Annotated in this window: 10 protein-coding genes and 1 tRNA gene; 1 reads left to right on the forward strand and 10 read right to left on the reverse strand. The window is 54.4% G+C overall.

The window, feature by feature from the left end; genetic code table 11:
* Positions 1 to 172 precede the first annotated feature (172 nt).
* From QEH52_RS18265 to QEH52_RS18305, 9 genes are all read right to left on the reverse strand, one after another.
* A complete protein-coding gene (locus tag QEH52_RS18265; RefSeq protein ID WP_308952395.1) occupies positions 173 to 3,670 on the reverse strand; it encodes a S8 family serine peptidase in 3,498 nt (1,165 codons plus the stop codon).
* A gap of 99 nt (positions 3,671 to 3,769) precedes the next feature.
* Positions 3,770 to 5,863 carry an alkaline phosphatase family protein gene (locus tag QEH52_RS18270; RefSeq protein WP_308952396.1) on the reverse strand — a complete coding sequence of 698 codons (2,094 nt, stop codon included), beginning with the start codon at positions 5,861 to 5,863 and terminating at the stop codon, positions 3,770 to 3,772.
* A 74-nt stretch (positions 5,864 to 5,937) separates the two neighbouring features.
* Positions 5,938 to 6,576, reverse strand: a complete 639-nt coding sequence (locus QEH52_RS18275) for a PEP-CTERM sorting domain-containing protein (protein WP_308952397.1) — start codon at positions 6,574 to 6,576, stop codon at positions 5,938 to 5,940.
* Positions 6,577 to 6,736: 160 nt separating this feature from the next.
* Positions 6,737 to 7,975 (reverse strand): hypothetical protein, encoded by a 1,239-nt coding sequence (locus QEH52_RS18280; protein ID WP_308952398.1) that lies wholly within the window; start codon positions 7,973 to 7,975, stop codon positions 6,737 to 6,739.
* The gene (locus QEH52_RS18285) at positions 7,972 to 8,505 is read right to left on the reverse strand and encodes an energy transducer TonB (RefSeq protein WP_308952399.1); all 534 of its coding nucleotides are present in this window, start codon (positions 8,503 to 8,505) and stop codon (positions 7,972 to 7,974) included. Before QEH52_RS18285 ends, QEH52_RS18280 begins: the two co-directional genes overlap by 4 nt.
* Before the next feature lie 134 nt (positions 8,506 to 8,639).
* Positions 8,640 to 9,047 carry an ExbD/TolR family protein gene (locus QEH52_RS18290; RefSeq protein ID WP_308952400.1) on the reverse strand — a complete coding sequence of 136 codons (408 nt, stop codon included), beginning with the start codon at positions 9,045 to 9,047 and terminating at the stop codon, positions 8,640 to 8,642.
* Entirely contained in the window at positions 9,034 to 9,573 is a 540-nt protein-coding gene (locus QEH52_RS18295; protein ID WP_308952401.1) for a MotA/TolQ/ExbB proton channel family protein, read from the reverse strand. The genes QEH52_RS18290 and QEH52_RS18295 overlap by 14 nt, the downstream gene beginning before the upstream one ends.
* Entirely contained in the window at positions 9,570 to 10,940 is a 1,371-nt protein-coding gene (locus QEH52_RS18300; RefSeq protein ID WP_308952402.1) for a MotA/TolQ/ExbB proton channel family protein, read from the reverse strand. The genes QEH52_RS18295 and QEH52_RS18300 overlap by 4 nt, the downstream gene beginning before the upstream one ends.
* Before the next feature lie 19 nt (positions 10,941 to 10,959).
* Positions 10,960 to 11,724, reverse strand: a complete 765-nt coding sequence (locus QEH52_RS18305; RefSeq protein ID WP_308952403.1) for a DUF3450 domain-containing protein — start codon at positions 11,722 to 11,724, stop codon at positions 10,960 to 10,962.
* A 193-nt stretch (positions 11,725 to 11,917) separates the two neighbouring features.
* Between QEH52_RS18305 and QEH52_RS18310 the strand changes: the two genes are divergently transcribed.
* On the forward strand, positions 11,918 to 12,436 hold the full coding sequence (locus tag QEH52_RS18310) for a hypothetical protein (protein ID WP_308952404.1): 519 nt from the start codon (positions 11,918 to 11,920) through the stop codon (positions 12,434 to 12,436).
* A gap of 58 nt (positions 12,437 to 12,494) precedes the next feature.
* Here QEH52_RS18310 and QEH52_RS18315 read toward each other — a convergent pair.
* Positions 12,495 to 12,572: transfer RNA gene (locus QEH52_RS18315), tRNA-Glu, on the reverse strand.
* Positions 12,573 to 12,583 lie beyond the last annotated feature (11 nt).

A 12,583-nucleotide genomic window follows, 5' to 3' on the forward strand; every position in this document is an offset into this window, starting at 1 on the left:
CAATGCGGAAAGCCACCAAAGTGAATATATGAAAAAAAAACAAAAAACTCAAAAATATGACTTGACCAAATAATTACCATAGAAGCCTCGGTTCTCTAACCGGGAGAGAGCGATAGTTCGACGCACCCAGTAAGGGCAAGTTCACGAATGCTCGTCTATTGTAAGCGTTCGCTTACAGCGTGTTTACGGGACTGCTCTCGACCTTTAGACGGATGAAGCGCTTGTCCTGCGGACTGGCCGAATCAATCAGTTTGGACGGTGTGGTTTCACTGCCTGCAGAACCAGTTGCGCTTGCTTCGACCGAGAGTGGATCCCACTCAGTATCACTGAGTGCGTCTTTGGCTTCGAGTGTATAGCTCAAGTCGGCGGCATCGCTGCGTTGTGGAAAAGAGAGCCCGATCCGGAAATTTTCGCCTGTCCCTTCTGTGAGTAGGGAGATCGGTAAGCTGCTCTCAGCGACATCGGGTGATAGTCCGAGTGCATACTCCAAAAAATTCGAGAAGGAGTCGCCATCCTCATCGGCGCTTTCGCCAGTGATATCGGGACGCGTCCATGTGCTGGCGGGGAACTTGTCTTGCACCCAGAGAGCGTAGGTGTCTCCGACAAAGCCGCTGGGCAAGATCGCGTTCTTTAAAGTGACTCCATTTACTTCGATATCATAGGCGACATCGGCCAGCGAACTTGGCAATTGGAAACGTATGCCATCAGCAAACACTTCGACGTAATCTGCATAGCCAGCAAAGCTGCCATCGCTGGATTTTTTTAGACTAACTTTGCTGGCGCCGAGTTGAAAGCCTGTTCCGTAGAGGGTCAGCATACCTGGGGATTCTTCGACCGCCACTGTGGCTTGCACGGCAGTGGAGGTACCGTCTCCAGGCATTTGCAGGGAGTCGTGCCCCGTCATGATCAGACTAAATACGGAGCCCTCGCTGCTGGGAGTCGTTTTCTGTGAGAGAGTGACGGTATAGTCGCCTGCCGGTAAGTGGGCGACGTAGATTTGCTCTACATTGTCGGTGGTATTATCGCCAGTTGTGGCCAATTCGTCGGGCGTAGCGGTGAGCGGTGCTTGTGCGAAGGGCATGACGTAAGGGTAATAGGTCGTCGCGCCGTCCGTGATACGAATATCTAGGTCGCGGACGAGGTCGGGTGTCGTGTCGTCCAAGCTGTTCTTGGCATTGCCTGCGGGATCGAGCCAAGTTAGCGTTGCTTTGAAAGGGCCCCCAGGCACAGATATTGTAAATGTTTCGACTGGATCGGCTGTGGTCAGTCGACCCTCTAGGATCGAGCGCAGTTCGGGACTATTCGAATGTTGCAGAATGATATCGGCGGCTGCCTTGGTATTTGCCAAGCCCCAGCCGGTTCTGTAGTCCGGGCCAGTGGGCGCGAGGTCATCGGCGCTATGGATGAAGAGTGCCTTCAAGGTGCTGGAGCGCAGATAATGTTCAAAGAAGGTGTAGTAGCTGTCTGACAAGAGCACAGCTGCGGCTGCGACGGCGGGTGAGGCCATGCTGACGCCAGTGCGAGTGCTGTAGCTGCTGTCGCTCGCGTCGTCGGCATTGTAGACACTTTCGCCCAAGGCAACTAGGTCGGGCTTGATGCGGCCGTCATCGGCGGGGCCCCAGGCGGAGGATGCGCTGACATCGCTGGCAGAAATCAACGCAGCTGTGCTACGGTCGCGCACCGCGATGCCCGTCGAGCCGACGGTCAGCACATTTTTGGCGAGGCTTTCGCTGTTGAGTGTGTCGTAGCCACCGTCGAATTCCCCGTCCGGTAGTGGATGACTGGCTGGGTTGTAGCTGACGCTTTGGTTGGCACTGTCCGCCGCATTGCTGAGATAGACAATGTCGCCCTCTTCAGGGCCGTCATCGCGGTCATTGTTACCCGACCGTACCATCAGGTGATAGGGTGCGTCGAAGAGGACCTCGTCCAGATCTTGCACAATGCTAGAATATTGACCGAAGCGTGCATCTTCGCTGGTGCCCGTGTTGGCGACGCGGAAGACCCAGTCGACACCTGCATCAATGGAAGTTTCCCAGCCTGCGTCGACTAAACGATACGAGTGATTTGAAATCGTCAGTTTGCCTGCTTCGCCCGGGAGTGTCATGCCCACGCTGGCCACTTCGTTCGTAGCATCGCTGATTGTGTAAAAATCAATGGATGCTTCCGGTGCAATGCCTTGGGCGCCATCTTGGGTTCCGTTGGCTATCGCGATCCCTGCGGTGTGGGTGGCATGCCCGTCGGAACCGCTGCCTTGCACGATATTCATGCGACCGTTGGTGAACTCTTGGTGCGAAGCCAGCGCAGGTGCGCTGTCCCATAGGCCGAGCGTCCATCCGTTGCCAGTTGGGCTTCCGTAGGCGGCTTGGCCACGAACGAAGTCGGCCGCAATGGTCGACGCCGAGTCGGGCAAGAAGACCGAAATCGTCGCGTTGGCTGAAGGGGCAGGGTTCTCAGCACGGATACGATAGTCGTAGGTAAAGCCGCCAACGAGTTGTGTATCGGCGTAACTGGTACTGTTGGCCGCTACGGTGGCGATTACTTCAAAGGCTTCGCCATCGAAGCTGCGTTCGATCACAAAGTAGGCTTCATTGCTGGAGCTATCGGTCCATGACAAATTAATCACGGTAGAAGAAAAGGAGGCCAGCACGTTTGAAGGTGCGGCGGGTGCGCCGCTGTCCGCTGGAGTGGTCGCGCTAGCGATATTTGAAGGATCTGATTCGGACGCACCTAAGGTGGCCACGACTTTGTAGTCGTAACTCGTCTCAGGGCTGACGCTGAGGTCTAAATAGTTCGTCGTATTGGCGGCGACGGTATCAATTTCGGAGAAAGTATTGCCACCCGCGAGGCTGCGTTCGATCCGGAAGCCGTCCTCGGAGGAATCGTCCTCCCATGTCAGTTGAATTGCATGGGCCGAGAGTGCGCTGGCGCTCAGGTTTGTGGCAGCTGCAGGGCCAGAGGATGCGCCGATGAATGCGGTGGTAATCGCTTCTCCGCCGACGTCGTTCCACGCGATGCCATGCACGGTGGTGGAATAGTCCGGGTTGATGGTCACATCGATGTAGCCGTAGTGATAATTGCTTTCGCCGATAAAGAAGCCCGTATTGAAACGCACGGCGATAAAGCCACGCCCCAGGTCAGGATTCCATACGCCAAAGGTGCCCGCGGTTTCTAGATATTGAGCCACTAAACTGGAACTATCTGCTGGATCCAGAAATGTGCTGGCGTCGATGGTTACATTTTCACTGAGTCTCTCTGGAGATAGTCTGGCAGTCGTTACGCCAGTGTCCGGGTTGACGGTGGCTGTTGCAGTGCCTAGCACTGCATTTCCGAAAGCGGCTACGCCTTGAAGCAATATTTGCGCGGCGGGCGGATCGTAGTTGTTATTCCATACAATTTCAAAGCGGCCGTGGTCGAGTCCAGTGCGTCCTTCGATGCCAGCTAGGTTGTCGACGATAAATACTTTATCTGCTTCGGGAGTCGCATTGAAATCGACCCAGACGCCAATGGCAGGTGTGGTACTGGGATCATCGGGGTTTTCACCGGCGGGGGTGGTTAGGTCAGGATTGTCGTAGACTTGAACGGCTGCGAATGTGGAGCTGGATGCGAAGGCCAAGGTGATGACTAATAGCTTGTGTAGCCATTTGGTCTGGGAAGAAGGAGGATGTTGCATAATAATTCGTGGTAAAACTGGAGTTTGAGATTCTGAATTTAAATGAACTTTGAAGGTCTTGGTTCGTGATCGCTGCGGTATGAATGTGCTCCGCACTTCTTAGGTCTGAGCGCCTTTTAATTCGGCCGCATTTTTGCGGTGGAATTCGGCTTTTTCCGAGTCGCCCATTTTTTGGTAGCAATTGGCCAGCATCTCGTGGGCTTCGGTGAATCTTGGAGATTGGTGGATGGCTAGTTGCAGCGGCTGCAAGCCCAGTTGCGGTGCATGCATGCGGAAGTAGCTGGCTCCATAGATGTAGTGGGCACGCGGATAGAAGAAACGTCGTTTGAGTGCTTCCAGCGCAGCTTCGTTGGCAATGTGATAGTCGCGCAGCGCCATGGCTGCCATCGCCTTGCCCAGATGGGCACTGGCGCTGTTGCCGTCTTTTTGCAGGGCTGCCTCGAAGTATTTGAGTGCTTGATGCCAGTCTTTGAGTTGCGTGTATGCACGTGCCGTTAATTCCAAATGTCCCGCTGTGCTCGGGCCAATGGCTTTGAGCGCTTCTAAGGCTTCCAGTGCTTTATCATTTTCGTTACCGGCTAGGTAGGCTTGGGTTTGCATTAGCAAACGCTCTGATTCAGCCAGTGGATGTATTTTGAGTAGTTCAGAGACTTGTTGCTTCTGTGGATCGGTCAGCTCGTCCAAGTCTTTGTATTTGGCTAGTTTTTCGCCCGCCTCGACAGTTTGCTGCTGGTAAATGGCGGTGATGCGCTCGACCGCTTCCATGGCGGTCGACGCATCCTGGGCCTGTATCGCGAGATTGAAGAGGCGCCGGTGCACGCGAGCGTCATTGGGGCGTTGTTCGACTAAAGTCTCTAGCAGTGTGCGAGCTTCATCCAGTTGTAGCGCCCCGATGTAGGAGAGTGCGCGGTTGAATTCCAATTCGAAGACACAGTCTTCAGCGGCCTTGTTTTTATCCTCTCCGGGGTTGTCGACATAGCCGAGTGCCACTAACTGTTGTAGCGCTTCACTTTCGGCGACGGGGTCGATTTGCAGATCTTCTGGGTGCATGCCCGCATCGCCCTCCACGTCATCCCATGATGTAATCGGGGGAATGTTGGGCACTTGTTCCAGCGCCTCGGAAATGACGCGTCCGTCCATGTCTTGCCCCGTGGGCAGATCGAAGAGATTTAAAATTGTGGGTGCGATGTCGAGCACAGTCAGGCCGATCAGCTCTTGATCTTGTTTGATGCCAGCTCCAGAGAGGGCAATCATGCCGTAAGGCGCGTGTTCGGCCGCGATGCCGGCGGGCTCGGCAGGGGTGCTGGCTAGGCGGGTCTCTCCCGAGTGGAATCCGTGGTCGGAGAGCACCATCACGGTGCAATTTTCGCCGGCTTGCTCGATCTGCGCTTGAAGCATCATGTCCTGAAAGCGATAGGCGCCTTCCATCACATGTTGATAGAGTGCAAAGTCCTCATCGCTGACATGCTGCTGCTGGGGCGGGTGGTAACTCATAAAATGATGGCCTAAGTGGTCGATCATTTCGAAGTAGACTGCAGTCAGATCCCACTCAGTGGTCGCCATCAAATGGGTTGCCGCAGCCTGCATGCTGGCCGCCTTCGCTAGCTGTAGGCGCAGACTCAGCATCCGTTTGTCCTTTTTCCAGTCGATCTTGGCCGCGTCGGGAATGAAGGGCAGGATCATGGAGCCAGTGATTTCGTCCGGAGCGACGCGTAGCTCGGCCATTTCTTCGGCCAGTTCTGGTGGATGCACGGCACCTGGGCGCAGTGGGTGAAAGCTGTCGATACTCTTGGGCTCTTCGCCAAAGCTATTGGCCACCATCGCGCCTTGTATTGGCTCTGCGGGGAAAGAAGGCCACCAGCCCACCACATTGCAGCGCAGCCCTGATTGGCTCAATATGTTCCAGAAGGCCTTGGTCTTACGTCCGAGGCTGGTGATGGGACGAATGCCTCCTTGCTGAGGGTCGGGCTCCGTGAAGCCATAGATACCATGTTTAAACGCGTATTTGCCTGTCGCGATGGAGGTCCACAGCATCGGGGAGTAGACGGGTTGTAGTGTCAGTAGATTGCCACTACAGCCGCCTTCGATCACGCGTTTGAGAGCGGGTAATTTACCTGCGTCAAGCAGGGGGCGAATCATCGCCCAATCGGCAGAATCCCAGCCGACCAAGAGGAGTTTTCGTTTGGATTGCATATGAGTGGGGCAATAAAAAACGCCACGATTTATGCTCGTGGCGCTAGTTGGAAATTAGTGATTAGCCACGCCGTTTAAGCTGCTGCTTGGCGACGTCTTTTACGAAGAGCCATCAGCCCCGCTGCGCCGGAGGCCAGTAGGCCTAAGTTCGCTGGCTCGGGAATGGCACCGGCTTGAATATCAACTCCAGAGACATTTTCGTAGGCCCAATCGTGAATAGTGAAAGTGCCGGCGTCGTTGTCGATGCTGACGCGAATCCAAGCGGCATGATTGACAGACGAAGATGTGAAAAACAAGCCGACGTAGCCGTTGCTGGCAGTATCAAACTCAGAGTCTGGATTGTTGCCGTAAGCCATCGAGAGGCTAAATGGGAAAGTGCTGTAGTTTGGATCAGTAAAGGACACATCGTCTCCTGCGGAAAGCAGTGACATGTAGTTGAGACCAGTTGTAAATCCTACGGCCTTGCCTGTACCATAAATATTAGCACCTTGGTAGTTGCCCCCTCCAAAAATGTAATTTTTGAATGATAAGTCGCTGGCGCTGTCACCGTTTAAGTCTAAAATTTGTGCTGCTCCTTGGCTAATAACTAGATCTTGAATGCCGGAATAAACAATTAATGCGTCGGCTTGTTGGGAGCCAGCGACCATCGCAGCTGTTGCCGCCGCGGAATAAGTGAGTGTTTCTTTTTTCGATATGGATGTTTTTGTTTTCATAGATGAGGAAGTTACTATTGACCATAAATTAGCAATTCGCATGCCATTCTGTATGTCGCTTTCTTTGTCGACTTGTATTTGCGGAGTCAGACCATGCTCAACTGTCCAATCGCACTTTTTTATACAGGCCGGCACGGGGATGTTCGAATTGTGCATTGGCTCAATCGCTCTCAGGCTCAGATAGATATTCTAGCCACATTCTGGCATCTTTTTGTGTGTCGGGGAGGGCTTGAGCTTTCTTAAAAATACTGAGGGCTTTTTCTTGCTGGTCAATTTCGACCAGCGAGGCGCCGAGTAGCATCAGGGCTTTGCCATATTGATCATTTTCGGGGGATTCGGGCATGGCTTCGAGCTGCTCGACCACTGCGGTGAATTTTTGCTCTGCAAAATCGAGCTGAGCCAGTCGGATGCGTAGGCCCAAGTCATCTTGTTCTTTGAGTGCGTTTTGAAATGCGTGCCGTGCGGCGTCGTATTCACGCGCGGCAAGCCAGAGCTCGCCGAGCTTGGACCACATTTTAAAGCTGGGCAGGATGATCGCTTGATCGATGGCGCTTTGTAGCCATTCGCCTGCTCTTTGGGGCACTTTTTGTCCCGCGAGTAAGGAGACGAGCAAGTCTAATTGATTTGGTTTTTCTAGTTGGTTGCCCGCCGCGGCGATGCGCAAAGTCGCTGTGGCATTTTCAGGCTGCTCCATCTGTAGGTAGACTGAGGTGAGCTGTATCCAGTAATCGGGCTTTTCGGGAAAGGTGGCGATGATGGTTTGCAGTAGGTTCGCGGCTGCTGGCCAGTCTTCCATCTGTATCAAGGCTGAAAGCCAGAGCTGATAGTGGGACTCAACGGGCGCGGAGGAGCGTTGGATCGCTTGTTGAATATAGCTGATCGCCTGGGGGAAGTCTTTTAGTTGAATGGCGGCGTTAGCTCCGATCAAAAAGGCGTCGACGCTGGGCTCGGGCTCTGTTCGGAGCCAAGTTTCGAGGCTGCGAATGCAGTCTTTCCAGCGCTCTTGGTGGTGGTAGAGCTGAGCGAGGTTGTAGAGCATGGGTTGCGCGGTGGCTCCGGGCAACTGCTTGGCGCTGACTGCGGCTTCAAATTGCTCAATGGCGGCGCTGTAGTCCTCCATCTCCAAGCAGATGTAGCCGAGCACTTGTTGAATGCTGGCTTGTTCGTAAGGCGTGTTCTCAAAGGTGAGCAGGCGCTCTGTCAAGCGTCGCGCTTCGGAGGGTTCGTCGTCTTCGAGGTACTCGCGGGCGTCATTCAGGCGTTCGAAAATATGGTCGCGGATCGTGCCGACTTCTGCGGCAGTTAGCGGGCAAAGTGATGCGAGCGAGAGTAGGAGCACGATCGCGATGTGGCTGCCTCGTTGCCTGTGGTTGCGGGGATAGCTGCGTGGCTGTGTCATTTTGCCAGAGTAAATTCGTAGTCGTACACGACGGTCGCCTCGACGGGCTCGCCGTTGACCGTTTTGGGACGGAAACGGGCTTTATAGAGCGCCTTGCGCGCGGGGAGTTCAAACATTCGGTCGCTGCTGTCGAGTATCTCCACATCGATCACCGAGCCATCGACGCCGACGGTGATGCGGGCTTTGACGCTGCCTTCGAGATTGCGCATGATGGCTTTGCGCGGGTAGTCAGCTTGCGGGATCATCGTGGGCACGGCCTCGCTATCGCGGGTGCCGGTTGCCGTCGCAGTGGAGCCGCTGCCGAGGAAGCCGCCAGCGCCGCCTGCTGCGCGAAGCGGCACATTGATACGTGGCAGGGCCATCTGAGGAGGTGGCGCAGTGGTCGCCTCGGCTACATCGACTTCCATTGTGGGCGGAGGGGGCGGTGCCTTGGGAGGCTCGGGTGGTTGAGGCAAGCTGCGGGCTTTTTCCTGCACAAAGCTCTCGCGCTTTAAGCGCACAAATTCGGCTCCTTGGAACCGTGTCGTCATTGACGGGCGTTCGTTATTAGGGCGCACCATCGCCTGCATCAGGCTCAGCAAGCCAAGGGTTACAGTTCCCCCTAGCGCGATTGCTATAAGCCATTTAGTCATTATGCGGATCATTAGCTTTTACTCGAACCGTTCTAATCCGTTGCCTCGGTGGCAATTGAGATGGAGGAAGCGCCTGCCATTTTGGCTTGATCGTAAACGGTGACAAGTAGGCCGGTGACGGACGCTTGGTCGGCTACCAGCACGACTTGCCCTTCAGGGTTTTCGGCCAGCGCGCGCTCAATGTTGGCGCGCACATTGCGCACGTCGATTTGACGGCGATTCATCCAAATCTCTCCATTCTCTCGAATGGCGACCAAGATATTACCCCGTTCCTTGACGACCGCGGACTCCGCAGACGGACGGTCAACTTCGACGCCTGTTTCTTTGACGAATGAGGTCGTGACGATGAAGAAGATCAGCATGATAAACACCACGTCGAGCATCGGAGCGATATCGACGGCAGCTTCATCCTGTGTTTTGCGGTATTTACGACGTGCCATGATTAAGTCGCGCTTTCATTTCTAGAGTCTCGGAGAAGTTCTGGACGTATTTTTCCGCACGGATCGCGAGTTGCACGCGGAAATACACGCCAGAGAGTGCGGCCACGAGGCCAGCCATGGTGGGGAGGGTGGCTCGGGACACGCCAGAGGCGAGTTCGCGTGCGTTGCCTGTGCCGACGATTGAGAGCACTTCAAAGACGTCGATCATACCTGTAACTGTGCCCAGAATGCCGAGCAAGGGACAGATCGCGATCAGCCCAGTGATCAGTGAGAGATGGAGTCGGGTGCGTTGGCGGAAGCTTGAGATGAGTGCATTTCTAAATTCGTTGCTTTGGTAGCGGGCACGAATGTGGCACTGCTTCCAGCGGGTTTGAAGCTCGTTGGCGTCGGACTTGGCACTGAAGCGGAAGTAGCTATAGCGCTCTGCCAGCAGTGTCCACATTAGCAAAGTTACGCCAGCGATCGCCACCAATACCGGCCCGCCGGTATTGAAGAATTCCCTTAAATCTCCGTAGAAGCCACTCATGCCTGCACCTTTGAATTTTTCTTGGCAGAGTATTCTGCGATCAGGCCCACGCTCTGTTCCTCGATTTGTCCGGTCAGGCGATTGCTCATGCCAGCCAGCATATTATGTAGCAGTAAGATGGGGATGGCGACGATTAGGCCCAGCATCGTGGTGACCAGTGCTTGTGAAATGCCGCCCGCCATTAACTTAGGGTCGCCGGTGCCAAAGAGGGTGATGGCTTGGAAAGTGGCAATCATTCCTGTCACGGTGCCCAGCAAGCCGAGTAGCGGGGCAATCGCTGCTAGGATTTTCAAAAGTGGTAGAAAGCGTTCTAGTCGTGGGATTTCCTTTAGGATCGCTTCGTCCATCTTGTGCTCCAGCGTTTCAGTTCTGTCCTCGCCACTGTCGTAGGCGTGGTAGGTCTGAATGATGCGCCCAATACAATTGTCGCCTGGTTCTCCGGGACTATTGATTTGTTGCCGGACTTGGCGCGCGGTTAGGCTTAGGACGATGAATCGTTCCAAGCCGATGAGCAGCGCAATCACGCCGATGCCAATAATTACATAGCCGACGATGCCACCGCCTTGCAGGCGTTCGGTCATCGAAGGCCGAATGGCTTCTAGCTCTAGCAAGCTGCCTCCCGCGGCGGCGGTTGGGTCGAGTGCGACGACACCGAAGCCACTGCGAGTGGCTTCAAAATCTTCGACTGTCTTGCGCAAATAGGCCTTGGGCTGTGCGGGCAGGGCGACGACTTTTTGAAATTCAGAGTTATATTTATAGAATTTGCCATCGCTGATTAAGCCGAACAGCCCGATCCGGACGACCTCCGCCGAGGACTCATTGCCCTGGGGGTCGATGACGGGCGTCTTGAATCGTTCGACGCTGCCTGCGCGAATCGTCTCTTCCAGCATCGTCTCCCACAGAGATTTGAGTTGCTGTGTGTTGGGCAGGCTCGCCTGACTGGCGATCGCTTGCATGGTGTCCGCTCGCCCGGGCAGTTGCGCAGATACGGGCGAGCTCTCCAGTAAGCCTGCAGTTTCGCGCGCGACTTGGCGAACCGTGCCGAAGACTTCGCCCATTTCGCCCATCTCTTCTTTCAGTTGCACGTCCAACTCGGCCAGCCGGCGTTCATTGTCGACGTAGCTGGCTTTGAGTGCATCGCCGCGTTCCTTCGCGGCGATCAATTCGTCGCGGGCATCTTGTAAAAGTGTCTCCTGCCCGTCGCGGGCATTTAAGAAGCGAGCCTCACGCTCGCTGCGCTCAGTGGCGGCTTCAGAATGTCCTGCCCGCACTTGTTGCAGTAAAGAATCGAGCGATTCGGTTCCAGCAGCAGGGAGCAGGTTGGCGGATGCCAGACAAAGGCAGAGTGTAAACCAAGGATTTTTCATGAACGTATCTCCTTGCGGATTATTGGGCGTCCTGCGCGGCAGGGACTGGGATTTGAAGCAGTGACGGGGCGGCCTGTTTGGCTGCCAGACGGAAGCCGCGAATCACTTCGCGTTGAACGCTGCCATCGTTGATTTCTACCCAGTCATTCTCCGCGGGAGACCATTGCAGCATCAGTTGATCGTCTGGGGTCTTTGCAAAGAGAGCGAGTCTGCCGAAGCGTAAAAAGTCGAATATGCGTTCGGATCCCTTCAGGCTAGATTTACCCGAGTAGGTTTCCAGGGTGCGCGCGTAGTCCAGCTCGATTTGATAGGCTTCCAGCACGCGACGATATTTTTCGCTGATGGAAACATCGCCACGATCCATCAGTGATCGCAGTTGTTCGACTCGCTTGGGACGCTCTTGAGGCAGGAATGGAGTGTCGGTTTTTACGAATTTATCCAGCGTATCAATCATGCTGAGCATCAGGGGGATCAGTTCGCGCTGTGTTTGGCCCAGCTGTTCTAGTTGAGTTGAAAATTCAGATTTTTCACTTTCTTGCGAGGCCACGATTTTTTCCATTTGCGCATTATAGATGCGGGCGGATTCCAGTTGTGCCAGCACCGCACGGTACTCGGCTGCCAAGGTCTGTCGCTCGTCGTCGAGTTGGTTGACGAGCTCTTGTGAGTCGCGCTCTTTGGCGATGTCCTGGACATCTGCTTGGATGCCTCCGGCAAGCTTTGAGGAGGTTTGTGCCTGCATGGATAAGCAGGCTAGGGATAGGGCGAATAAATGCAGGTATTTCATTTGTGAAATAAACCTAGCAAATATTTAGCCAAATCTAGAAAATTTTTCGATTGTTTGGTGCTGATAAAAAGAAATACAATGATCTCATCTTGTCTCAATCGAGGTGGGAATAGATACTTTACAGATGTCAGAATTAGATTCAGCCCCCATCCTTGTCGTCTCTGGCTTTCCACGGTCTGGCACTTCATTGCTTATGCAAATGCTCTCTGCCGCAGGCTTGCCACTCTTTTGCGATGAAACTCGCGAGGCGGACGTTTCCAATCCTAATGGTTATTTTGAATTAGACGCGGTCAAGCGACTCGCTGCAGATCATAGCTGGCTCGCTGGGGCACGGGGGCAGGTGGTCAAAATTGTGACTCCGCTACTGTTGCAATTGCCCGCGACGGAGACGTATCGCGTGTTGATGCTGCACCGCAACTGGGAGGAGATCTTGGCCTCGCAGTGCACTATGCGTCAGCGAGTCGAGCCCGAGTTTCAGATGGCTGCTCCGGTCAAGAAGATGTTGGTCGAAACATTTGTGAAGCAGGAAAAGCGAGCTTTGTCGCACTTAGAGCAAGTCTCCGGCTCTACGGTCTTGCACCTCGAGCATTCAGATTTGATTCATCGGCCTGAAACAGTCGCTCCACTTTTGTCAGAGTTCCTCAGCGTGGCGATTGACCCCATCTCTTTTTCGAAGCCGGTCAATCGTTCGCTTTATAGGAATCGAGCCTGATTTTCGGCGTTTAGATATTAAAAAGCCCCTCGGTAATTAAACCGAAGGGCTTTAAAAATGGCCTCCCGTAGGGGATTCGAACCCCTGTTGCCTGGATGAAAACCAGGTGTCCTAGACCGGGCTAGACGAACGGGAGGGAGGAGAAGT

This window comes from Thalassobacterium maritimum (assembly GCF_031127805.1).
GTDB lineage: Bacteria > Verrucomicrobiota > Verrucomicrobiia > Opitutales > Coraliomargaritaceae > Thalassobacterium > Thalassobacterium maritimum.